Source organism: Wenyingzhuangia aestuarii (genome assembly GCF_011927765.1).
Taxonomy (GTDB): domain Bacteria; phylum Bacteroidota; class Bacteroidia; order Flavobacteriales; family Flavobacteriaceae; genus Wenyingzhuangia; species Wenyingzhuangia aestuarii.
On record NZ_JAATJG010000006.1, the window covers coordinates 147,312 to 170,450 of the forward strand.

The following is a 23,139-nucleotide window of genomic DNA, read 5'->3' on the forward strand; positions in this document are numbered from 1 at the left end:
GTTTTTTATTTAAATTATCTTCTTTTACCTGAATAAGTCATTGCTTCTCCTTTACCAAATCCATAACTAAATCCTAAGGTAAAAAAACGTCCTCTTTGTCCAAAACTATATTTATACACATCGTCATTATCAATTACACTTTCACTTATTCTTGAAGCAAAAATATCTCTTACTGCAATATTAACCACAGCTTTTCCTTTAAATATTTTTTTACGGACACCAAAATCTGCAAAAGCATAACCAGATACTTCACTTTGTACGGTTTGATAAGAAGATCTGTAGTTTCCTGTCAGCTCAATATCAATATCTTGTGGCAATCCTATTTTAGAAGACAAACGTGTGCTCCAATTGTCTCCTGTAAAATCAAACACCTGAGTATTGTACGTTCCATTTCTTTCAAAATAATTCCAGTTAAAATCACCATTTAAGGTTAACCACTTTAAAGGAGTGTATTTTCCGTTTACCTCTAGCCCTGTAGTTCTTCTGTTTCCAATATTAAAAGGGGTAACAGTAGCTACATTGTCTTCAAAAATAGAAATACGCTCCATTACCTCTGTTGTAAAACGATGATAAACAGAAGTGTTTAAACTTGCTTTTCCTAGCTTATAAATCCCCGTAAGTTCATATGAATCTGTAAATTCTGGTAACAAATTAGGATTTCCTGCACGAATGTTAAAATTATCGCTAATGCTAAAAAATGGATTTAAATCCCACAAACGCGGTCTGTAAATACGTTTAGAGTATCCTGCTTGTACAGAAAAATCTTCTGTAAACTTATAAGAAGTATGCATGCTTGGAAACCAATTGGTATATTTTTGATGGTTTGTTTGATTTGTATTGGTTAATACGGTAGCTAAATCTGTATTTTCTACACGCAAGCCTATTTTTACCCCCCAATCATCACTTTCGTAAGAACTGGTTCCGTATACTCCCAATACTTTTTGATTGTATTCAAAATTGTTGGTCAAATTAGGATCTGCAACATAATCTGCCCCTTGTAAGTTTCTGACTTCGTAATCATTTGCCACATCGTTAATTAAATATTGGGCCCCAGTTTCTATCGTTACTTGCTCTGTTAATGGGTTGGTATAATCTAACTTAAACGTATAATCTGCTTGTTGAAAATCGGTATCTGTTTGTTGATTGACTTGACTTGTGGTTCCAAAAGTTGGAGTATTTGCAAAAGCTGATGAAAGATCTTTTCCAAAAAAACGTCCCAAAGCACTGAATAACAAAATATGTTCTTTGTTATTTTTAAATTCTTTTTTATAATTCAATTCATATTGCCACTTAGGATTGGTTGCTTCTGTAGTTTCAGTTCTATACCATTCACTTTGCAACACATTGTTTTCAAACAAACTATAATTGGTTCTAGACGGTTGATCTTCTAGTTCGTAAGCAAAATTACCAGAAAGCGTTAGTACATTGTAATCATCTATATGATAATCCGTTCCCAATATCAGGTTAAAAAACGTTTCATTCCTATATTCTGTTCCTTCACTGTTTACCGTAGTATTGTTGTTTTTATTGGTGTTGATGTTTTCATTATCTCTAGGCATAGATCTATACCCTGCTCCTAATTGTGTAAACAAGTTAAATTTTTCTGTTCTTCTATTTAAACTTACTCCAACACTATGATTATCTGGAATTCCGGTATTTAAAGAAATAGACCCGTTTAAGCCTCTTTTCTCTTCTTTTTTAAGAATAATATTTAAAACACCAGCCGTTCCTTCAGCATCGTATTTAGCAGAAGGATTAGTAATTACCTCAATACTTTCTATCATATCAGCAGTAATTGTACCTAAAGCATTACTTCCAGATTCTGCCAAAACAGAAGGTTTTCCATCTATTAAAATTTGTACACCAGAACTTCCTCTTAAACTTACTTCTCCTTCTATATTAACGTTTACAGAGGGAACATTATTTAAAACTTCCAAAGCACTAACTCCTGTACTTGCAATGTCTTTTCCTACATTAAACACTTTTCTATCTAACTTAAATTGTGTTTTAGAAATTTCTGCTCTTACCTCTACAGCATTCAACATTTGACTGTCTTCTTCCAATAAAATAGTACCTAAGTTAATACGGCTATTGGCTACATTTAAATCTTTAATTGTTTTGGTTTTAAACCCCATAAAACTAATCTCTACATAAAAATCCGTTGCATTGGTTTTTACGCTAAAAGTTCCGTTATCATTAGAAGTGGTTCCTAACAATACTTTTTTAGTATGGGAATCTGTTACAACAATAGTTGCATAGGGAACAGCTGTTTTTGTGGCTGCATCTTTAATTTCTCCTATAATAATATGTGAATTCTTTTGCTGGGCTATCATTGAATGACTTCCTAAAACTAGTAGAATTCCCAAACTTATTTTTACAAATACATTTCTCATTTATGTGGGTCTTTATCTTTTAAAACAAAGAAATTAAGAATTCCCCCTTTTAAAAAATCTATTCTGTAAACAACAAAAAACACCTTGCCAACAACATTTTATAGTTGATTTTGTTGTTAACCCTTCCTTTTTTGATGTTTACAGATTTTTTAGCTTCTAAAACATTCCTATTTTATAGTTTTGTTTGTATGCGTACAAAACCAAACTATTACTTAATTTTTAAAGAACTAATGTTTCAGCTACTATTGGCTGGATTGGTTTTTATTATGTACTCATACGGAAGACGTGATAGAATTATTACTTTTCAAGAACTTTTATTCTTTAGCAATCAATCTTTAGGAGCTTATATTATTGGGTATTTTCTACTCCCTCGTTTCTTTTACAAAAGCAAATATTGGCATTTTGCTATTTATTCCATTGTGGTAATTACAGTCGTTATTTTTACCGAAGAAGGAGTTTTAGAACGTATTTATTTTCCGTACACCCGAGGTAGAAACTTGGCAGCTCAAATTTTTGATTTATTAGATGTACTTCCTACTATTTTAATTTTACTAGGTGCCAAATTTGCTTGGGATGCAATTACAGAACGCAAACGTGCCAAACAATTAGAATTATTGGCCAAAGAAAGTGAATTGCAGTTTTTAAAAACACAAATCAATCCCCACTTTTTATTTAACAACCTAAACAATTTGTACGCTTTAGCTATAGAACAATCTCCTAAAACTCCCGATTTTATTTTGGAGCTTTCTGCCATGTTGCGCTATATGTTGTACGAATGTAAATCTCAGTTTGTACAATTATCTAAAGAAATTGAACAATTAGAAAACTTTATCAAACTAAACGAATTGCAAATTGACGGACGTGGTTTGGTTACCTTTAATAGCCACATTCAAAAAACGCATTTTAACATTGCTCCACTTATTTTTATGGTATTTATAGAAAATGCTTTTAAACACAGTAGCTCTAGTTTAACCCATCAGATTAAAATTACCATAGATTTAAAAGTCTTAGAAAATGGTGTGTTGCAATTTAGTTGTAGCAACAATTATTTACAGCAGTCTAACACCCAAAACTTATCTAAGGGAATTGGTCTGGAAAACGTAAAAAAACGATTAGAAATGTTGTATCCCAACGCACATACCTTAGAAATTAATACCAAAGACAACTTGTATAACGTATATTTAGAACTGCATTTAAACTAATACGTATTGTATGAACTGTATTATTATTGAAGATCAATTACCCGCACAACGTATTCTAAAAAAATACATTCAAGACATAGGTACGCTTACTTTAAAAGCCACCTTTACCAATGCTTTGGAAGCGATACAGTTTTTACAAACAGAAGAAATAGAATTCATTTTTTTAGACATTCACTTGCCTAAATTATCTGGAATAGATTTTTTAAAAACCTATAAAAATCCGCCACAAGTTATTTTAACAACTGCTTTTTCTGATTACGCTTTGGAAAGTTATGATTTAAATGTGGTTGATTATTTATTAAAACCTTTTTCGTTTCAGCGTTTTGTACAAGCAGTGCACAAAGTAAAAACAAATCCCCATACTGATACAAGCACTACTCTAGTTAAAGAGCTCTTCATCAAATCGGGTTACGAACACATTAAGGTAAAAATTGATGAAATTCTTTACATAAAATCAGATACCGATTATACAGAACTAATATTAGCCAATCGTAAAATTCTATCTACAGAACCTTTACGTTACTGGGAAACCTATTTAAACAAACACAATTTTATTAGGGTTCACAAATCTTATTTAATCAATACCACCAAAATTGAAAAAGTAACTAGAACGCAAATTCATCTGCATTTAGAACAAATAATACCTATTGGTAGAGCTTATAAAGATACTTTTCAAAATTCTATCTTAAATTCATAGAGAAACACTTTTTATGTACGCTTAGAACTAAAAATTTACGCTTACTAAGTTAGTTTTGGTGTTATTAACCAATAACATATTAACAAATGAATTTAAAAAGTATTTTACTAGGAATCTCTTTAATTGTATCAACTAGCGTATTTTCTCAAAAATGGATTGACAACCAAGTTAACAAAGAAGTAGAGAAAACAAATAATATGTTAGCAGAAACAGACAAAGCTTTGGTACTTACAGAAGAACAAGAAAAAACGTTAAGAACACTTAACAGAGAGTTTTTTCTACTTAGAGATGAAAAAGCAAAAACTATTAAAAACAAAAATGAATTATGGAAATCTCTTAGTCCAGAATTAAAAGTAAAAAATCAAAAGATAAAAGAAATTTTATCTACTGAACAAAACAAAGCCTTAAGAACTGCTTGGGCAAAAAAAAATAAAAAATAAGAACTAAAAATCCCGAGCACTAATGCTCGGGATTTTTTTTAATAATTAGCCAAACTGGTTTTTATTCTTCCTTTTATTTTATCTACAAACCAAGAAGGCGAAAGCACTTTAATAGCTTCTCCGTAAGACAGAATTTGTTGTTCCAATTCGTAATTTGGAATTACTTCTATGGTAAACGTAAATCCATGATCATCTAAACTTACTTTTTTCTGACTCCCATGTAAAGGCTTAGTCACCATATAGGCAGATAAACCTGGATTTGCGTGCAAAGTAACCTTTGTAATTTCGGTATCTAAACCTCTGGTAACTCCTATAATATCTTCGTATCGTTCGGTAAAATCTATATCAGAGACTTCGTACACATCTTTGGTTTCTTTTATAAAAGCAATTCTATCAATAGCCAAAGTGGTTACAGGCTTATATTTAGAGTTTGTTCCCAACAAAAACCATCTATTATTGTATTGTTTTAAATACTGTGGATGCATAGAAATTTCTTCGACTTCGTTTTTCTGAAATGTTTGATACCCTACAATCAATACTTTTTCGTACAAAATGGCATGAAACAACGTATTTAAATGCTCCAATCCTTTTAAATAAGGATTGCTTTCAAAACCTAGAATTTCTCTGGGAGTTTCGTGGATATCTAAATCTTTTTCTAGCTTTAAAGTCAATTCTTCTACCCATCCAAATTGAGGCATTCCTTTAATTCTGTTTAACGTTAACAAAGCCTCTTTTAATTGTTGAGCCTCTGTCTCATTCATGGGTTGATTGTTGATAGAAAAATTTGGATCTGCATATCTGTAATAAGCCGTTCTCCCCTGCTTGGTTACTTCCAAATCTACTCCATAACCTTGTTCACTTTTCATAAAGTTAATATCCTCATACACCTGCCTACGTTTAATACCGGTACTACTCCCATTAAAATCGTACAAAGCCTGATTACAGGCTTCAATTAAATCTAGTATGGAATAACTTTTTCCTGTGTTTCTAAAACATTTGTCTAATGCTTGGTAACGGATAATTGCATTTTTATTAGTTGCCATTTTCTAAAGTTTTCAAGTTGATGAGTTGCTCTATTAAAGTTTTACTGCTCTCTAAAAACGAAAATAATCAATTGTGCACAAAGAAAGCACACATAACACTCATATTTGTCATAAATAAAAAAAGATAAATTATGTATACTCAACTATCCTTACATCAACAAAGAAAAAAATTAAACAGCATTTACGACAACATCATTAATCAGAGAGAATTACCTGAGCAAGAATTTGATGAATTGATGCGTTTGTGGATTTCTGAAAATGAAAAATTAGAAGAAAAAGAAACTCAATTTGAGTGTTATTTTTCAACCCTACAAACCACAAACAATTATGTACAAATGGCTTTCTAAACTTAACTAACAAGCTTAGTGTTTTAAAATGCTAAGCTTGTTATGTTCTTATTTTAAAAGTAACCGTTCCTCCTATGGGGAGCTGTGCCAATTGATTGATGGCTTTTTCGGTTAAATTTACCATTCGTAAATAACCACCAGTAGTAGGTGCATCTGCCATCATTACAATAGGATTTCCTGCTTTGGTAATTTGCACTGTCCCTTTTACTATTCCCGATGAAATAATTTCATCAACTACAGGCATGCTTATGAGAGTTCCCTCTAAACGAATTCCTATTCTGTTGCTATTTTTACTAACGGTATAGGTAGAGTTTAAAAATTGGGTTTGACTTTCCAAAGAAAACAATTCCCATTCCGGTCCTTTTAAACAAGCTACCTCAATACTATTTAAATAGGTATTTGTTTTAACCTTGGCATGTACATTTATTGGTTTAGGATTAGATATAGAAAGTACCATTCCTTTTTCTAAAGCCTTACCATTAACACCACCAATAGCCGCAGGCACATAAGTAGATTTACTTCCAAAAACAGGAGCTACCTCTATTTCACCCGCAAAAGCAATATAGCCATACATTCCAGTACTGGCTCCGGACAAAGAAACAATTCCATCTTTAGGAATTTGAAGCACCTTATTCATAGCCACTTCTTTTCCATTTACTTTAGGGTGCATATTTGCACCGGTAATGGCAATTGCTATGGCATCGTTTGTTCTAAATTTAATTCCTAATAGCATCATTTCAATCAACACTGTATTAGGAGCATTATTTAACAAACCATTAGCCAAATGAGCTGCATTTGCATCCATAAAACCACAGGCAGGAATTCCTTTGTCCAAAAAAGCCATTCGGCCATCGTCTTGAAGCGTAGCAGAAAGTCCTGAAGAAATAATTTCTATGTTCATGACTTTTTTATTTTATAAAATTCTTTTTCTGTAATAGGAACAAATTGCACTAAATCTCCCATAGCGACCAACGCAGGTTGTTCTTTAGAAAATAGTTCTAAAGGAGTTTGCCCAATAATTTGCCATCCCCCTGGAGTTTCTAAAGGATAAACTCCCGTTTGCTGGTCGGCCAAACCTACAGCTCCTGCAGGAATCCTTAATCTTGGAGTGGCTTTTCTAGGCATGTGCAAACGCTGATCCAAACCGCCTAAATACATAAAACCTGGAGCAAAACCCAACATATAAACTAGATAAGGTTGTGCGGTATGAATGTCTATAATTTCTTGAATTGATACATTCAGTTTTTCTGACACCTCTTGTAAATCTAAAGCAAATGCTTCCTCATAACAAACTGGAATCTCTACCGTTTTTTGAGCTTGAACAACTTCATCAGATACTTGAAAAGGGGTGTTCTCTAAGAAAACTTTTAAAGTTTTACCTTCTATTTTATCAGGATCAAAAAGTACTGTAAGGGAGTTGTATGCGGGAATTAAAGACACTACTCCCTTAATGTGATTGTTTTTTAAATAGTGATAACATGATTTTACTTGGTGATGAACTTCTAATGAAATTTCATTTTTAAACCTTAACAACAAGGCTTTTTCACCGTATGTAATTACGTCATATTGCATTTTTAATCTCTATATTATTTTCCTTTAACTGCTGACAAACGTATGATACTAAGTCTACTGCCTCAGGAGTGTCTCCATGAAAACAAATACTGTCTACATTTACTACTAACGGTTCCCCTTGCACACTTATTATTTCTTTAGTGGTTAAAAGTTTTTCTATTTGTTGCCAAACTTCTTTTTTATCGTGAATTACCGCTAATTCTTCGGATCTGTTTACCAAACTACCATCACTATTATAACGTCTGTCTGCAAAACTTTCTTTTAAAAACAATACGTAATTCTTTTTAGCGATAGGCTCTAACACAGAACCCGACAACCCCATTAAAGCTACACTAGGCTCTATATTTTTAACTACATCTACCAATAAATTTGCTGTAAATTCATCTACAGCGGCTTTGTTATATAAAGCTCCATGAGGTTTTACATACCGAACTACAGCCCCTTCTTCTCTGGCAATGTTAATTAGTGTTAATATTTGATGTTGGATATTATTTTTCAGCAATTCTGGGGCAATCTCCATTTCTTTACGTCCAAAATGCTCTGGATCTGGATACGAAGGATGCGCTCCAATAGTTACTCCATATTTTTTAGCCAAACGTATAGTAGCTCTCATAGAGTTCTCTGTACCTGCATGGCCTCCACAAGCAATATTACAAGAAGAAATTTTTTGCATTAACTCCTCATCAAACAAAAAACCTTCTCCTAAATCTGCATTAATATCCATTTCTTATTTTGTTGATTATTAAAAGTGAATTTAGAAATAATAAAAAACAAAAGAGAACTATATACTGTTAAATATTTTGAAAGAATTGAAAAGGTATAACGCATAAAAAAACCACTTATTTAGTAAGTGGTTTTTTGTACTATTCCAATTCAAATTTTAATACCGTGGCAATATCACTCATAGGAGCATCGGGAATGGTTAGTTTAAAACCTGAATGTCCCCAATCATAAGCTACTTCAGTTTCAGAACCTAAAACCACAATACGTTTTATGTTAGAACGCGGAGGCAATCTATGCTTTGCCAATAAACGAAGAGAAACCTCTTTGCCTACTTTGGGTTTTCCTAAGAAAATTAAATACATACTTTTTTCATCCTTAGATTGGGTAATACGAATATCGTCTGCGGTGTATTTAATTGTAGCCGACTGACCTCCGTGAACTCCCTCTTCACTTTGAGCATTTCCAAAACCAAATACATCCCACGGCTTGGTATTGTAAATAGCCTCTCCATACTTAGAAAACCAATCTCCCATTTCTAATAAAATCTTGCGTTGTTCTTGTGGAATGGTTCCGTCAGCCTTAGGAGATACATTTAATAAAACAACTCCATTTTTACTCACCACATCAATCAAATTACTCATTACCATGTGTGTATCCTTGTAGGTTTGTCCCTCAACATAACTCCAAGATTTGTAACTCAAGGTAATATCTGTCATCCATAACTTTTCTGTAATATCTTTTTTACCTCCTTGCTCTATATCCAATACTCCAATTTCTTTAGGTAAATCTCGTTGTTTGTAACCTATAAAAACCTCTTGATCATTTTTAGCAGCTTCATTAAAGTAATCGGCACACATTTGTTGTCTTATCTTTTCAGGAATAAAATCCAACCAAGAGTCAAACCATATTGCATCTGGATGGTATTGATCTACAACTTCGTTAATTTGACGAGCCCAATTTTGATGAAATTTTTCTTTAGGTATGTTTCCATATAAAATACTTAACTCTGGATCTTTAGATGATGTATGCCAGTCTGGATTGTAGGTGTAATGACTGTTAAAGTCTCCCCAATTTTCAGGTTGATGGGTATTTCTCTGTAAATTTCTTGCATGATGAAAGGTGGTAATCAACTTCATGTCGTTTTTACGAATCGCTTTGGCTATCTCTCCTGTAATATCTTTTTTAGGGCCTTTGTCAAAAGAATTCCAAGGATTGACCTCACTCTTCCACATAGCAAAACCATCGTGATGTTGCGCTACAGGTCCAGCAAACTTAGCTCCCGCTTTTTTAAACAAAGAAACCCATTCTTCGGCATCAAAATGCTCTGCCTTAAAATCGGGCACAAAATGATGATACCCAAATTCTTTTTGAGAACCATAGGTTTTTAAATGATGCTTATAAACAGGATGATCCTTAATATACATTTTACTAGGATACCATTCGTTTTCATAAGCAGGTACGGTATAAACTCCCCAATGAAAATAAATTCCAAATTTAGCATCACTCAACCAATCTGGTGCTGTTTTATGTTTGGCTAGAGACTCCCAATCTGGAGTATAAATTTCTTTGGTCTCTTTAAGACTGCTTAAATTTGGCTCTTTGTCCTTTTTACAGGAAACCATAGATAGCACTGCTAAAAAAAGAAAAGTAAGTTTTTTACACATAATTATTTGATTAGTATTTACCTGCACAAAGTATATGTTTAAAACCTAATAATACACTACGTATGTTCCTGATGCTGTAACAATTGGTTTATTTTTTAAGGCTGATCTTCAAAAAACTCCTTGCCAAAACCTATTAAATAGACTTTTTCTTTGGCTCTGGTAATGGCTGTATACAACCAACGCATACTATCTTTGGTTAATCCATCGGGCAAATAAGGTTGTTCTATAAAAATAGTGTTCCATTGCCCCCCTTGAGATTTGTGACAAGTCATGGCATAAGCAAACTTAATCTGTAAAGCGTTAAAATAATGATTGTTTTTAACCGCTAACATTTGTTTGTATTTGGATTTTTCATCGGCATAATCTTGCAAAACTTCCTGATACAACCTATTAGATTGCTCATAGGTTAGCGATGGACTTTCCGAAGTAACCGTGTCTAGCAACAAAACGGTGTCTATAGGTTGTAAATCCGCATAATCAATTAACCTTAATTTAACTTCGGCAAATCTAAAACCGTACAATTCTTTAATATTATAGATTTGTTGTACTTCGGCAATATCACCATTGGCAATAAAATCAGCCTCTGTGGTATCTTTTAACCAGAAATAATTATTCTTGACAATCATTACATAGTCACCCGCAGAAATTTCGCTTTCTTGACCACGTATTTTGGTTCTTATTTGCTGATTGTATTGATTGGCACGCTTGTTAGAACGTACAATAAAGGCCGTATCTTCTACTCCTGCCTTGTCATAAGCATTGGTAATGGCTTCTTCTATATCATAACCATCTTCTAAACGAACAATGTCTGGAAAACCTAAATCAAACTGAAAATCATAAAAACCATCTCTTTCTAACTGACCTCTTAAAGTGGTTGCATTGGTTAGAATTCCAGACCCTTCATTTTGTCTCATCACTTGATCTAATTCTAACAAATAAGGGTTTTTATGGTAATTTATTGCCAATGTATCTTCCGATAATGCAGGACTTAACTCCGATTTTACGGGTGGTAACTGTGCAGTATCTCCAATAAAAATCAATTTACAGTTAAAACCATTGTACACATAATCCATCAAATCATCTAACAAAGAGTTGTTATCAAACAAACTTACCTCTCCAGAACTGTCGGCAATCATAGAAGATTCATCTACAATAAAAAACGTATTGGTATGCTTATTAGGCTGTTTTACAAAGGCAACATTTCCGTTAGATTGCTTTTTAGGATGGTATATTTTTTTGTGAATTGTGTAAGCTTTTTTCTTAGAGTAATTAGAAATTACTTTGGCGGCTCTACCAGTAGGTGCTAGCAAAACGGCTTTTTTACCTACTTCCCATAAATGGTTTACAAACGTACTTATAGAGGTAGTTTTACCTGTACCTGCATATCCTTTTAAAATAAAGATAGCATCATCATCTGTGTCAAAAGAAAACTCGGCTAATTGGTTTAATAATTCCTCTTGAATTTTGGTAGGATCAAAGGGAAATTTTTGATGTAATCTTTTATAAAATTCTGGTGCTGATTTTATCATGAAAAAAGTTTACACAAATATAAAGATTGAAAACCTCTTAAAAATTTTTATGAATAAAAAAAAATTGTAGATTTGTCTTCGTTCATTATAAAATTAACAAAAAACAATGATTTTATTTATTCTTTTAGGTGTAGTAGTGGCTTTTGCTTTAGCATTACTTATAGTAAAGTATTTACCTATTAAATTAACTCCAATTATATCAATTGTATTATTAGGAGCTGCAGGTTACCTGTCTTACTTAATTTATGACGGAATTATGGAACCCATTAAGTTCCATGAAGAAAAGAAAGTACGTTATACAGCGGTTATTAAGCAACTAAAATTAATTGCTGATGCACAAGATGCTCACAACACTATTTTAGGAAAATTTACAAGTAGTGGTGAAGGTTTAATTAAGTTTATTGATTCAGCTAAATTTCCTGTAACAGACACACATACAGAAATTGTAAAAGAAAACAGAGGTACTTCTTGGTCTCCATTATGGGTAGAAGTAGAAAAGAAAGTAACTGATACAATAGGATACGAACCTGTAAAAGACAAAATTTTTGAAGGTCGTGATTATAAAAACATGTTAAAAATTCCTGGTACTGATCAAGAATTTAAAATTGAAACTTCAGCGATCTTAAGAGCTAATAAAATTTTAGCTTCTGTATTTGAAGTAAAAATTGACAAAGCAGATGTATTAAAAGGAATGAGTACTTCTTTAATCAAACAAGAAAAAGAAGCTTTAGGTGGTGATGATATTCCTGGTGGATACATTAGCATTGGTTCTTTAAACGAAGTTAGTATTAGTGGTAACTGGCCTCCATTATATGATGCATTGGTAAGAAATGAATAAGGATACCTATTTACAGAATAACAAAAGATTATCCATCCAATTAAGTTCGGATGGATTTTCTTTTTGTACTTATAACTTAGAAAACAATCAATATGAGCTATTTAAACATATTGATTTTTCTGGTTTAACAAATACACCTAACGCGCTTTTACAAGAGGTAAAAGCCATTTTTGAAAAAGAAGAAATACTACATCACTCCTACAAAGAAGTAACCTTAATACACCATAATAATTTAAACACCTTTGTTCCTCAAGTATATTTTGACGAATCTTTGTTACACAATTATTTAGAAAACACCGTTAAAACTTTTGAAAACGACTTTGTGAGTTTTGATGAATTAGATACTCTTAAAACAAACAATGTATACATTCCTTATGTAAACATTAACAACTTTATTTTTGATTCTTTTGGAGAATTTATTTACCTACACTCCTCCACCGTATTTTTAACGAACATTTTAAAGAATTTTAAGGTTGCTCAAAAACAAATGTTTGTAAACGTATTTAAAAACGATTTTCAAATACTAGTTGTAGAAAATAATCAACTAGTATTAGCCAATCATTTTAACTACACCACCAAAGAAGATTTTGCTTATTACGTTCTATTTGTGGCAGAACAATTAAAAATGGACAGCAATCAATTTGAAATCACCCTTTTTGGAGCTATTAACGAACAAACAGAAGTTTTTAAACTCCTATATAATTACGTCCGTAATCTATCCGTTTACGCTACGTTAAACACAAACCTTAGCCCACAAATAAAGGCTTTACCACAAGAACACTTCAACCTACTACACTTATGAGAATTATCTCAGGAAAATATAAATCTAGAAGATTAACAGCTCCTAACAACTTACCTGTTAGACCTACTACCGATATGGCCAAAGAAGGGCTGTTTAACATGATTAACAATTGGTACGACTTTGATGATATTGAAGTACTTGACCTATTTTCGGGTACCGGAAATATTAGTTTTGAGTTTGCTTCTAGAGGTACAACCTCTATTTTATCTGTAGATCAACACAGCGGATGTATTCACTACATCAATAAAATATCAAAGGAATTAGAATTAAACCTTAACACCATTAAAGCCGATGTGTTTACTTTCTTAGAAAAACACAAAGGGACTTATGATGTTATTTTTGCAGATCCTCCTTATGATTTTAGTGAGGAACAATTTTTTAAAATAGCAGATTTAGTTTATGAAAATGACTTACTTAGTGAACGTGGAACTTTAGTTATAGAGCATTCTCAACAAACAGACTTAAGTAGTTCTAAATATTTTACACAAGCCAAAAGATACGGTGGCTGTATGTTTAGTTTTTTCGAAAAATAAACTTTATAAAAACAATGATGACACTAAAAAAAGGCGATAAAATAGGTTTGGCTTTAGGTGGGGGTGCTGTTTTAGGTGCTGCCCATGTTGGTGTTTTAAAAGCCATTGAAGAAATTGGTTTAGACATTCAATGCATAGCTGGAACCAGTATTGGAGCCATGGTTGCAGGTTTGTATGCTTTTGACAATAATTGTGATAGAGTAAAAGATATTGCTTTGGAAATAAGCTGGAGAGACATTACAGCTTTATCTATTTCTAAGTACGGATTACTTAGCAATACCAAAATTGCAGAATTTATAGAAAGTAATATTGGAAAAGTAAACATAGAAGATGCTAGAATTCCTTTAGCTATCAATGCCACAGACATTGCTAACGGAAACCGTGTTACTTTAAGAAAAGGAAGCGTGGCTAAAGCAGTTATGGCAAGTTCTTGCATTCCTGGAATTTTTAAACCCGTTACTATTGATGATGTAATGTTGGTAGATGGTGCTGTTTCTGAAAACGTACCCATTTCTGCTTTAGAAGAAATGAAAGCCACTAAAATTGTAGCCATAGATTTAAATGCTAAACACATGTATGGCAAACCTCAAAACATGATTGAGGTCTTACAAAACAGTTTTCATTTTACTTTAGAAGCAGCAGCCAAAGCTCAAACACAAAGAGCGGATATCTTAATTACACCTGACTTATCTGCTTTTGACAGAATTAATACCTCACAAACAGAACGTTTAATTTACAAAGGTTACCAAGAGGCCTTAAAATGTTTTGCTCCTTACCTATCTTAAAATATTACTCGGCTAAATAATCTTCTATCATATTTTTAGGCAAGGTGGTTTTAGGCACTTTAAAATCAAAGTATTTGTGTAATGGAATCTCAAAACCTTTGTGATTCAAATAATTATTCAAACCTCGGTTCAATCCTTCACTAAACAAATGATGTTCTGCACCACTTGGATCTTCGTGGTACAAATCATTTTCTGCAAAACCTTCAAACTTAGGGCCTATAATCTTAATTTCAAACGCATCTGGATTTTTACCTACAGGACTATGAGCCGTACAAGCAAACTGATGCCAAAAAGCAGATTGAATACAATTGTGGTAAAACAACTGACGAACAACTTCTAAAGAATCTATAGTTTCTTGAGCCGTTTCTGTAGGAAAACCAAACATTAAATAAGCATGTACCATGATGTTTTCGTTAGAAAAAGCTTTGGTTACTCTTGCTACTTGTTTGATATCTACTCCTTTTTTCATTTTAGCCAACAATCTATCCGATGCTACTTCCAAACCTCCTGTAACAGCTATACAACCCGATTTAGATAGTAAAGAACATAATTCAGCCGTAAAAGTTTTTTCAAATCGAATATTGGTCCACCAAGTAATGTATACTTTACGCTCTAACAATTTGTTTGCCAAAGCTCTTAACATTTTTGGAGGAGCTGCTTCATCAACAAAATGAAAACCGGTAACTCCTGTTTCCGAAATAATTTTTTCAATTTTATTCACCAAATCATCAGCTGTGGTGTTTTCGTAATTTCCTATATAGTCTAAAGTAACATCACAAAAAGAACATTGTTTCCAATAGCAACCATGAGAAATGGTTAATTTATTCCATTTTCCATCCGACCACATTCGGTGCATTGGATTCATTACATCTAAAAAAGACAAATATTTAGCATTAGGCAAACCCACATAACTAGGTGCCGGTAAGTTTTTATGATGAAATATAGTATTGGGGGTTTTGTTTAAATAAACAACTTTATGATTATCTAATACATAGGTTCTTTCCAACTGATCTGATGTAATCAATCCATCAATGAATTCTATCACTTTTAACAAAGGGCCTTCCCCATCGTCTAGAGTAATAAAATCAACAAATTCAAAAATTCTAGGATCAGACAAACGTCTTAGTTCTGTATTGCAATATCCACCTCCCATAGCAATTTGTATGTGTGGATATTCTGTCTTGATAAACTGAGCACATCGCAAGGCAGAAAATAAATTCCCTGGAAACGGTACGGTTAAACAGATCAAGTGAAATTCTTGTTCTTGTAATTTTTCATTTAACAAATACAACATTTCATCTTCTATCAAAGTTGTTTCGTATTGTAAAAACTCATCAATGGTATCAAAGCTAGAAGCTGCTCGGGCTATATGTTCTGCATACCTAGTAAAAGAAAAGAATTCATCTACATTTGCATTGATAAAATCTCCTAACTCTTCTACAAACAAGGTGGCTATATGCTTGGCTTTGTCTAAAATTCCAAGCTTTCCAAACTCTGTACTTAAGTCTTTTTGAAGTTTGACTCTTCTATGTCCATGGGGTAAAAAATCTTTATGAACTATTTGGTAAGCAGCCGTTACTTCTTGCTGTCTTAAATAATTCATAACCGTATCTACTTTATCAATGTACGCTTCCTTTTGTTTCCATACCAAGGGATAGTCATTATTCTCAAGCATTTCTGCTTGCTTAAAAATAGCATCAATAAATTCTTTGGTAAAAATAGCAGTAAACAACTCAATACTTAAATCCATTTGAGATACAGATAGGTCTTTAGATTCTAAAAAACCTTTAAGGTAAGCTGTAGCCGGATAAGCCGTGTTTAATTGGGTAAAAGGAGGAGTAATTAATAGGGTGTTTACAGACATAAAGTATGTTTAAGCTACAAAGATAATCTTACCCAATAAATATATAGATATATAAAAGTGTATATTTTAAAATAGCAAGTCCCGCCTAGGTAACCCTTTACCTAAACGGGAACTAAATTAACTAATTAACCCTAATAATTAATTAACGCTATGAGTTATAGCTTATAAAACACCCCAACGTATCCGCTGAAAACAAATGGTGAATTATCATTGTAAATTTTTGCTAAATCTCCTCTATATCTATAGTTAGAGGTAAGGTTAAATCCAAACTTGTCAGATAATAAAAATCTAAATTCTGCATTTAATCCTGCTGTTAAATAAGTTCCTTCTTCTCCATCTGCCTTTCTTTTAATAGCTCCTGCATCAAATCCAAATAGGGTCTCAACGCTTTCACACATAGCTGATGATTCTGGAAAAATGTTTGCTTTTCTATTGTATAAGAAACCTGCACTTGTATAATTCATTGCTGAAAACTGTTCAACAAATACTCCTATTTCATTTTTTTCGTTAAATATCTTAGCTCCTTTAATCATAAAGTCTAATTCTCCGTGTTCGCTATCGGCATAGGGTCCGTTTGCTAACATTGTAGGGTCTAAAGAAAATTGGATAATTCCGTTTTGAGCAACTGCTGTACTGCATAATCCTAGAACCACAACCATTCCAGTAATTATTAATGTTTTTAAATTTTTCATAGCATTAAGGGTATTTTTGTCATTTTTAAGGTAACAATCTCTTTATTTTTAAACTTTAAACCACAACATCTAAATTTTAAAAAGAGACCTTATAAAAACAACAGGGTTAATAACATCTTGTTCTCTTACCTCAAATTAACGACATTTCATCGATACTAAAAAACATTTCACCGATAAATATTCAAAAACTGCGTTAAGACACAGTTTTGAGTTTCTTAACGCAGTTTACATCTTCCATCCTTCTTTTCTATACTGTAAAGGACTACTGTTTGTATACTTCTTAAACACTCTAGAAAAGTAAGAAACATTAGAAAACCCTACAGTATCAGACACTTGCTGTAAAGAATTAGAAGAGGCTATTAACAATAACTGAGCTCTTTCTACCCTTTTTTTCTGTATATATTCATTAGGTCTTATGTGATAAATACTCTTAAAAAGTCTTGAAAAATAATCTACATTTAAATTTTGAGTATCGGCTAACTGTTTAACTGTAATGTTTGTATGTAGGTTTATTTCGATGAAATTTACCACATCTCTTAGCTTAGACTTGTCATCTTTAAGTGTATTTTCCTTTTTATAGGTAACGACAAACTTGGATAGTATACTTTTTAACAAGCCCGATGTTTCTAAGTAAGCACCTTCTGATAGTTTTTTGTTTTCTGTTTTAAAAGAAGTTAATCCTTCTTCATTATCATATACCTTAGGATCATCTCTAACAATACTTCTATTAGGGTTTAATTCTAGCAACCTTTTAAAATACACTAAACTAATATGATCGGCTTTTACCTCATAAATAAAGTTTAACGATGAAAACACAGAATGTCCTGTTTCAGAAATCTCAATCGCACTAATGTAATATTGAGTCATATGTTCATCACATTTGTAATGACTATATGTAAAACTGGGAATTAAATACATATACCCTTGTTTTAAAACATATTCTTTATTCTGATGAAACACCTTGGCTTCTCCATCGGTTACATAATACATTCTAAAAAACGGACTCATTACATTTTCGTAATTCCACCTCTTATCTAAATTAACATATCCTGTGTTTAAAAGCGATAATGATAAATTTTCTACAATCTTATACATACAATTCTATTTAATTCATACAAAACTAAAACTAAAAATCGGATTTGTACTATTTATAGTCTTCTATGTGTAATATTCCTACTTGTTGTATCTGTTATTTTTGTAAATACTGAAACAACAAATTACAAATGAAACATATACTATACGCTATTAGTACGTTTTTAGTCATCTCCTGTGGACCTTCTATCCCCAAAGAAGTGGAAATGGCTTATCAGAATTTACCTGAAAAATTAGATTTTAATCAGGATGTAAAACCTATTTTATCAGACAAGTGTTTTTTATGTCACGGTCCTGATAAAGCTAAAATTTACGGTGGTTTGCAATTACACACCGCCGAAACTGCCTATGCAGAATTGGAAAAGAATCCTGGAAAAGTAGCTATCAAGCCAGGAGATATTGGTGATTCAGAGTTGGTTTACAGAATTTTATCTGAGGATAAAAAAATAATCATGCCTACTCCAGAATCTCACTTAAACTTAACCAACTACGAAAAAGCCGTATTGGTAAAGTGGATTGAGCAAGGGGCTGAATACAAAGAACATTGGGCTTTTGAGGCTCCAACAAAACCAGAAATTCCTAAAGTTAAAAACAAAGAGTTGGTTCATAATGACATCGACAATTTTGTATTAGCCAAATTGGAACAAAAAAAGTTAACTCCTTCTAAAATTGCTGATAAAGAAGTTTTATTAAGAAGAGCTTCTTTAGATTTAACAGGACTACCTCCTACCGAAGAAGAGTTAGATGCTTTTGTAAAAGATACTTCTGAAAATGCTTTTGAAAAACAAATTGATAGATTATTGGCTTCTCCTCATTATGGAGAGCGTATGACCTTGGATTGGATGGATGTAGCACGTTATGCAGATACGCACGGATATAGTAACGATAGATATAGAGACACATCTCCATGGAGAGACTGGGTGATTAAATCTTTTAACAACAACATTCCTTACAATCAGTTTTTAACTTGGCAAATTGCAGGAGACATGCTTCCTAACGCAACTCGTGAGCAAAAATTAGCAACTACATTTAATAGATTACACCCTCAAAACTTAGAAGGTGGAATTATTGATGAAGAATTTAGAACTGAATATGTGGCCGATAGAACAGCTACCGTAAGTCAGGGAATATTAGGTTTGTCTTATGCTTGTGCAAAGTGTCACGATCATAAATACGACCCTATTTCTCAAAAAGATTATTACGAAATGTACAGTTTCTTTAATAATATTGATGAAACAGGTTTAATTCCCTGGGATTTAGCAACCCCTGTACCTGCCATGTTACTACCTACCAAACAACAAGAAGATGTATTGGCTTACTTAAAAGGAATTGTAAACGATACTGAAGAAAAACTTGAAAAAACAATCAACGAAGAAAGCCTTAAGGTAGAACAATGGATTAGTGCTAAAGGATACAAAAGTATTCCTAGCAAAACCAAACCAAAAGGCTTAGTCGCTGAATTTAATTTTGACCAAAAGAAGCTAGTAAATGCTGTTGGTGGAAACGGTAAAAACAAAATTCAAATGAGACAGCAGTTTGTACAAAACGAGCCTGCTATCTATAAAAAAGGAGCCAACGGACACGGATTGGCTATGAATGGAGATACTTGGTTAGACCTAGATCATATTGGAATTTTTAAACGTAATCAACCTTTTAGTATTGGAATTAGCGTGTTTATTCCAGAAGAATTAACCGATGGTGTTATTTTCCATAAAATGAACAGTCCAGAGCTACATAGTTTTAGAGGATATCATTTAAAAGTAAAAGACAATAAAATTGAAGCTTTATTAGCTCACGTATACCCAGACAACGCTATTGTGGTTCAGTCTGTAAAAGACATGCCAAAGAACAAATGGGTACATTTAACCATGACCTATAACGGTTCTAGTAAAGCAAATGGAGTTTCTATCTATATGGATGGAGAAAAACTAGCAACTCAAACTGTTTTTGACAACCTATACAAAGACATTGTTTTTAATGGCTTAAGATTATACGGACCTAAAAGCAAACGTTTAGAACCAGGTTTACGTATTGGTGCTGTTTGGAGAGGTAAAGGTATTGGAGGTTCTGTTGTAGATGATTTATTAGTCTTTAACAAAGAATTAAGTGAAATTGAAGTAATGCAAATTGCCAATCCAAAACTGGTAGAGCAATTAAAAACAAAAGCATATACTGCTCTAAACGATTCAGAAAAACAATTATTTACCAATTATTATTTATCTGCAAATTCTTCTAAATACAAAACTGTTAACAAAGAATTAGAAAACAAAAGAAAAGTATTGGTAGATAGTGTAGAAAAGGTCAAACAAATTATGGTGATGAAAGAACGTAAAACACCAAGACAAGCTTATATTTTTGACAGAGGAGTTTACGATCAATACAAAGAAAAAGTATATCCAGGAGTTCCTGATTTAATTTTCCCAATGGATGAAAGCCTGCCTAAAAACAGATTAGGTTTAGCGCAATGGATTACAGATAAAAAGAATCCTTTAACAGCCAGAGTAGCTGTTAACAGATATTGGCAAAACCTATTTGGTAGAGGTATTGTTGTTTCTTCTGAAGATTTTGGAAACCAAGGAGACATTCCTACACATCCAAAATTATTAGACTGGTTGGCAACTACTTTTATGGAATCTAACTGGGATGTAAAAGCTTTACACAAAACCATTATGATGTCTCGCACATATCAGCAAAGCTCTGCCATTACAAAAGAATTAGCAGCTGTAGATATGGAAAACAAATGGATTGCAAGAGGACCATCGGTAAGATTGTCTGGAGAAATGTTAAGAGACAACGCTTTATTTGCTGCTGGTTTGTTAAACAAAAAAATTGGTGGAGAAAGTGTAAGACCTTATCAACCTGCTGGTTTATGGAAAGTAAACGGAGATACTTATGTACAAGATGGTATGGAAGGTTTATTCAGAAGAAGTATGTATACCATTTGGAAACGTAGTGTTCCTAACCCTACCATTGCTACTTTTGATGCTCCAACTAGAGATTTATGTTCTTCTAGAAGACAAAAAACCAACACACCTTTACAAGCTTTAGTCATGCTAAACGATCCTACTTATGTAGAAGCTTCTAGATTAATTGGTAAACAAATGAGTGATGCATCTAATGCAACCGAAGGAATTAGCAAAGCATTTAGAAAGTTAACAGGTAGAACCATTACCCAACAAGAGTTAACCTTACTAAGTAAGTTACAAGAATCAGAGTATGCAAAATTCCAAAAAAATCCTGAAAAAGCGAAAGGTTGGCTAAACACAGGGGAGTTTAAAATTAAAGATATTAAAGACAAAGCATTGGTAGCATCAAATGCGGTAGTTGCAAGTACCATTATGAATTCTGATGCTACTATTACCAAAAGATAATTGTAAAACCTCAAAATAAAAATCAGTATGTGTGATAATCATGAACATAAAAAATTAAGGTCTAACAATAGAGATTTACAAGAAATTGAAAAACAAATTGATAGAAGACACTTTTTGAAAAAAACCTCTTTAGGTTTAGGTGCCTTGGCTTTTAGTAGTCTTTTGGGTACCGAAAAACTATGGGCAAACATTAATGCAGAAAGTAGTCCCGAAGAAATATTAAACGCTTACAATAAAAATAGATTAGGTTTACCACATCATTTACCTAAAGCAAAAAGAATTATCTACTTGTTCCAAAGTGGAGGTCCTTCGCAAATGGACTTGTTTGATTACAAGCCTAAATTAACAGACATGTTTGGAAAAGAATTACCAGAGTCTGTAATTGGAGGTCAAAAATTAACAGGAATGAGTGGTGCGCAAAGTACACTACCGATTGCTCCTTCTACCTTTAAATTTCAACAGTACGGAGAATCTAGAGCTTGGGTTAGTGATGCTATGCCTTATTTATCGGAAGTTGTAGATGAGTTGTGTTTTATCAAAGGAATGCAAACAGATCAAATTAACCACACTCCTGCCATTACATTTATGCAAACAGGAAATCAATTACCGGGTAGACCTTCTATTGGTTCTTGGTTAAGCTATGGATTAGGATCTGACAATGAAAATCTACCCACCTTTATTACTTTAGTTTCTAAAAACGGAAAAGGTCAGCCTTTAAAAGCAAGTTTATGGGGGAATGGATTTTTACCTACAGAACACCAAGGAGTTCAATTTAGATCTGGAAAAGATCCTGTATTGTACTTAAGTGATCCTGAAAATTATGATGGACACGACAGAAGACATATGCTAGATTATTTAAGTCATTTAAATGATTTACAAACCGATTCTTACGGAGATCCAGAAATTCAAGCAAGAATGGCTCAGTACGAAATGGCCTTTAAAATGCAAACTTCTGTACCCGAAGTAACAGATATTAGTGACGAACCAGAACATATTTTTGATATGTATGGTAAAGACAGTAGAGATCCTGGAACTTATGCAGCTAACTGTTTAATGGCAAGAAAGCTATTAGAAAAAGGAGTAAAATTTGTACAATTGTATCACCAAGGTTGGGATCAACACACTCATTGTCCTGGAGGTGTAAAAAATCAATCTAAAAAAACAGATCAAGCAACAGCTGCTTTAATTAAAGATTTAAAGCAACGTGGTATGTTAGAAGATACTTTAGTAGTTTGGGGTGGAGAGTTTGGTAGAACCATCTATTCTCAAGGACAATTAACAGAAACTAACTATGGTAGAGATCATCACCCAAAAGCATTTACCATGTGGATGGCAGGTGCGGGTGTAAAACCTGGATTTAGCTACGGAGAAACAGATGACTTTAGTTACAACGTAGTAAAAGATCCTGTACATGTACACGATTTTCACGCTACCCTACTCCATTTATTTGGTGTAGATCACGAAAAATTAACTTTTAAACATCAAGGAAGACGATATCGATTAACCGATGTACACGGTCATGTTGTCAAAGATATTTTAACCTAAAAAGAAT

20 protein-coding genes are annotated in these 23,139 nt (G+C 32.8%); 10 read left to right on the forward strand and 10 right to left on the reverse strand.

Annotated elements, in window-relative coordinates:
* Nucleotides 1–14: 14 nt before the first annotated feature.
* Nucleotides 15–2,393 (reverse strand): outer membrane beta-barrel family protein, encoded by a 2,379-nt coding sequence (locus tag GGR97_RS07645; protein ID WP_167897931.1) that lies wholly within the window; start codon nt 2,391–2,393, stop codon nt 15–17.
* A 188-nt stretch (nt 2,394–2,581) separates the two neighbouring features.
* Between GGR97_RS07645 and GGR97_RS07650 the strand changes: the two genes are divergently transcribed.
* The 3 genes from GGR97_RS07650 (at nt 2,582) to GGR97_RS07660 (ending at nt 4,732) form a co-directional block, all read left to right on the forward strand.
* Nucleotides 2,582–3,595 (forward strand): sensor histidine kinase, encoded by a 1,014-nt coding sequence (locus GGR97_RS07650; protein ID WP_245229476.1) that lies wholly within the window; start codon nt 2,582–2,584, stop codon nt 3,593–3,595.
* Nucleotides 3,596–3,605: 10 nt separating this feature from the next.
* Nucleotides 3,606–4,292, forward strand: a complete 687-nt coding sequence (locus GGR97_RS07655) for a LytR/AlgR family response regulator transcription factor (RefSeq protein ID WP_167897933.1) — start codon at nt 3,606–3,608, stop codon at nt 4,290–4,292.
* A gap of 86 nt (nt 4,293–4,378) precedes the next feature.
* Nucleotides 4,379–4,732, forward strand: coding sequence for a hypothetical protein (locus GGR97_RS07660; RefSeq protein ID WP_167897934.1), 354 nt, complete (start codon nt 4,379–4,381; stop codon nt 4,730–4,732).
* A gap of 38 nt (nt 4,733–4,770) precedes the next feature.
* Here the strand turns inward: GGR97_RS07660 and GGR97_RS07665 are convergent, their stop codons facing one another.
* Nucleotides 4,771–5,775: a helix-turn-helix transcriptional regulator gene (locus GGR97_RS07665; protein WP_167897935.1), complete on the reverse strand. Its 1,005-nt coding sequence runs from the start codon at nt 5,773–5,775 to the stop codon at nt 4,771–4,773.
* A 131-nt stretch (nt 5,776–5,906) separates the two neighbouring features.
* Here GGR97_RS07665 and GGR97_RS07670 point away from each other — a divergent pair, with 131 nt between their 5' ends.
* Complete coding sequence (locus GGR97_RS07670; RefSeq protein WP_167897936.1) at nt 5,907–6,122, forward strand: hypothetical protein; 216 nt, start codon at nt 5,907–5,909, stop codon at nt 6,120–6,122.
* Nucleotides 6,123–6,162: 40 nt separating this feature from the next.
* Here GGR97_RS07670 and GGR97_RS07675 read toward each other — a convergent pair whose 3' ends face one another.
* From GGR97_RS07675 to GGR97_RS07695, 5 genes are all read right to left on the reverse strand, one after another.
* Nucleotides 6,163–7,023 (reverse strand): 5-oxoprolinase subunit C family protein, encoded by an 861-nt coding sequence (locus GGR97_RS07675; RefSeq protein WP_167897937.1) that lies wholly within the window; start codon nt 7,021–7,023, stop codon nt 6,163–6,165.
* Entirely contained in the window at nt 7,020–7,694 is a 675-nt protein-coding gene (pxpB, locus tag GGR97_RS07680) for a 5-oxoprolinase subunit PxpB (RefSeq protein ID WP_167897938.1), read from the reverse strand. The genes GGR97_RS07675 and pxpB overlap by 4 nt, the downstream gene beginning before the upstream one ends.
* Nucleotides 7,684–8,418, reverse strand: coding sequence for a 5-oxoprolinase subunit PxpA (pxpA, locus tag GGR97_RS07685; protein WP_167897939.1), 735 nt, complete (start codon nt 8,416–8,418; stop codon nt 7,684–7,686). The genes pxpB and pxpA overlap by 11 nt, the downstream gene beginning before the upstream one ends.
* A gap of 139 nt (nt 8,419–8,557) precedes the next feature.
* Nucleotides 8,558–10,081 (reverse strand): alpha-L-fucosidase, encoded by a 1,524-nt coding sequence (locus GGR97_RS07690; protein WP_167897940.1) that lies wholly within the window; start codon nt 10,079–10,081, stop codon nt 8,558–8,560.
* 95 nt (nt 10,082–10,176) lie between these two features.
* Entirely contained in the window at nt 10,177–11,610 is a 1,434-nt protein-coding gene (locus tag GGR97_RS07695; RefSeq protein WP_167897941.1) for an ATP-dependent DNA helicase, read from the reverse strand.
* Nucleotides 11,611–11,716: 106 nt separating this feature from the next.
* Here GGR97_RS07695 and GGR97_RS07700 point away from each other — a divergent pair, with 106 nt between their 5' ends.
* Genes GGR97_RS07700 through GGR97_RS07715 form a run of 4 tightly spaced genes read left to right on the forward strand, consistent with a single transcriptional unit; the run spans nt 11,717 to nt 14,568 of the window.
* Nucleotides 11,717–12,448 carry a hypothetical protein gene (locus tag GGR97_RS07700; RefSeq protein ID WP_167897942.1) on the forward strand — a complete coding sequence of 244 codons (732 nt, stop codon included), beginning with the start codon at nt 11,717–11,719 and terminating at the stop codon, nt 12,446–12,448.
* Nucleotides 12,441–13,250, forward strand: a complete 810-nt coding sequence (locus GGR97_RS07705) for a DUF3822 family protein (RefSeq protein ID WP_167897943.1) — start codon at nt 12,441–12,443, stop codon at nt 13,248–13,250. Before GGR97_RS07700 ends, GGR97_RS07705 begins: the two co-directional genes overlap by 8 nt.
* Nucleotides 13,247–13,783: an RsmD family RNA methyltransferase gene (locus tag GGR97_RS07710; protein WP_167897944.1), complete on the forward strand. Its 537-nt coding sequence runs from the start codon at nt 13,247–13,249 to the stop codon at nt 13,781–13,783. The genes GGR97_RS07705 and GGR97_RS07710 overlap by 4 nt, the downstream gene beginning before the upstream one ends.
* 14 nt (nt 13,784–13,797) lie before the next feature.
* A complete protein-coding gene (locus GGR97_RS07715; RefSeq protein WP_167897945.1) occupies nt 13,798–14,568 on the forward strand; it encodes a patatin-like phospholipase family protein in 771 nt (256 codons plus the stop codon).
* Nucleotides 14,569–14,572: 4 nt separating this feature from the next.
* Here GGR97_RS07715 and GGR97_RS07720 read toward each other — a convergent pair whose 3' ends face one another.
* From GGR97_RS07720 to GGR97_RS07730, 3 genes are all read right to left on the reverse strand, one after another.
* Nucleotides 14,573–16,432, reverse strand: coding sequence for a B12-binding domain-containing radical SAM protein (locus GGR97_RS07720; protein ID WP_167897946.1), 1,860 nt, complete (start codon nt 16,430–16,432; stop codon nt 14,573–14,575).
* A gap of 155 nt (nt 16,433–16,587) precedes the next feature.
* Nucleotides 16,588–17,124: a hypothetical protein gene (locus GGR97_RS07725; RefSeq protein WP_167897947.1), complete on the reverse strand. Its 537-nt coding sequence runs from the start codon at nt 17,122–17,124 to the stop codon at nt 16,588–16,590.
* Nucleotides 17,125–17,349: 225 nt separating this feature from the next.
* The gene (locus GGR97_RS07730; RefSeq protein WP_167897948.1) at nt 17,350–18,219 is read right to left on the reverse strand and encodes an AraC family transcriptional regulator; all 870 of its coding nucleotides are present in this window, start codon (nt 18,217–18,219) and stop codon (nt 17,350–17,352) included.
* Nucleotides 18,220–18,347: 128 nt separating this feature from the next.
* On the opposite strand from GGR97_RS07730, the gene GGR97_RS07735 reads away from it, so the two are divergent.
* Together GGR97_RS07735 and GGR97_RS07740 are read left to right on the forward strand one after the other, a co-directional pair.
* On the forward strand, nt 18,348–21,587 hold the full coding sequence (locus tag GGR97_RS07735; RefSeq protein ID WP_167897949.1) for a DUF1553 domain-containing protein: 3,240 nt from the start codon (nt 18,348–18,350) through the stop codon (nt 21,585–21,587).
* Nucleotides 21,588–21,614: 27 nt separating this feature from the next.
* The gene (locus GGR97_RS07740) at nt 21,615–23,132 is read left to right on the forward strand and encodes a DUF1501 domain-containing protein (RefSeq protein ID WP_167897950.1); all 1,518 of its coding nucleotides are present in this window, start codon (nt 21,615–21,617) and stop codon (nt 23,130–23,132) included.
* The last annotated feature ends 7 nt before the right edge of the window (nt 23,133–23,139 follow it).

Bases quoted from the DNA above. Each gene is read 5' to 3' on its own strand.
- GGR97_RS07695 (WP_167897941.1), bottom strand. From the start codon at position 11,610: ATGATAAAATCAGCACCAGAATTTTATAAAAGATTACATCAAAAATTT.
- GGR97_RS07705 (WP_167897943.1), top strand. From the start codon at position 12,441: ATGAATAAGGATACCTATTTACAGAATAACAAAAGATTATCCATCCAA.
- GGR97_RS07655 (WP_167897933.1), top strand. From the start codon at position 3,606: ATGAACTGTATTATTATTGAAGATCAATTACCCGCACAACGTATTCTA.
- GGR97_RS07725 (WP_167897947.1), bottom strand. From the start codon at position 17,124: ATGAAAAATTTAAAAACATTAATAATTACTGGAATGGTTGTGGTTCTA.
- GGR97_RS07715 (WP_167897945.1), top strand. From the start codon at position 13,798: ATGATGACACTAAAAAAAGGCGATAAAATAGGTTTGGCTTTAGGTGGG.
- GGR97_RS07660 (WP_167897934.1), top strand. From the start codon at position 4,379: ATGAATTTAAAAAGTATTTTACTAGGAATCTCTTTAATTGTATCAACT.
- GGR97_RS07730 (WP_167897948.1), bottom strand. From the start codon at position 18,219: ATGTATAAGATTGTAGAAAATTTATCATTATCGCTTTTAAACACAGGA.
- GGR97_RS07665 (WP_167897935.1), bottom strand. From the start codon at position 5,775: ATGGCAACTAATAAAAATGCAATTATCCGTTACCAAGCATTAGACAAA.
- GGR97_RS07735 (WP_167897949.1), top strand. From the start codon at position 18,348: ATGAAACATATACTATACGCTATTAGTACGTTTTTAGTCATCTCCTGT.
- pxpA (WP_167897939.1), bottom strand. From the start codon at position 8,418: ATGGATATTAATGCAGATTTAGGAGAAGGTTTTTTGTTTGATGAGGAG.
- GGR97_RS07650 (WP_245229476.1), top strand. From the start codon at position 2,582: ATGCGTACAAAACCAAACTATTACTTAATTTTTAAAGAACTAATGTTT.
- GGR97_RS07645 (WP_167897931.1), bottom strand. From the start codon at position 2,393: ATGAGAAATGTATTTGTAAAAATAAGTTTGGGAATTCTACTAGTTTTA.
- GGR97_RS07690 (WP_167897940.1), bottom strand. From the start codon at position 10,081: ATGTGTAAAAAACTTACTTTTCTTTTTTTAGCAGTGCTATCTATGGTT.
- pxpB (WP_167897938.1), bottom strand. From the start codon at position 7,694: ATGCAATATGACGTAATTACATACGGTGAAAAAGCCTTGTTGTTAAGG.
- GGR97_RS07740 (WP_167897950.1), top strand. From the start codon at position 21,615: ATGTGTGATAATCATGAACATAAAAAATTAAGGTCTAACAATAGAGAT.
- GGR97_RS07720 (WP_167897946.1), bottom strand. From the start codon at position 16,432: ATGTCTGTAAACACCCTATTAATTACTCCTCCTTTTACCCAATTAAAC.
- GGR97_RS07700 (WP_167897942.1), top strand. From the start codon at position 11,717: ATGATTTTATTTATTCTTTTAGGTGTAGTAGTGGCTTTTGCTTTAGCA.
- GGR97_RS07675 (WP_167897937.1), bottom strand. From the start codon at position 7,023: ATGAACATAGAAATTATTTCTTCAGGACTTTCTGCTACGCTTCAAGAC.
- GGR97_RS07710 (WP_167897944.1), top strand. From the start codon at position 13,247: ATGAGAATTATCTCAGGAAAATATAAATCTAGAAGATTAACAGCTCCT.
- GGR97_RS07670 (WP_167897936.1), top strand. From the start codon at position 5,907: ATGTATACTCAACTATCCTTACATCAACAAAGAAAAAAATTAAACAGC.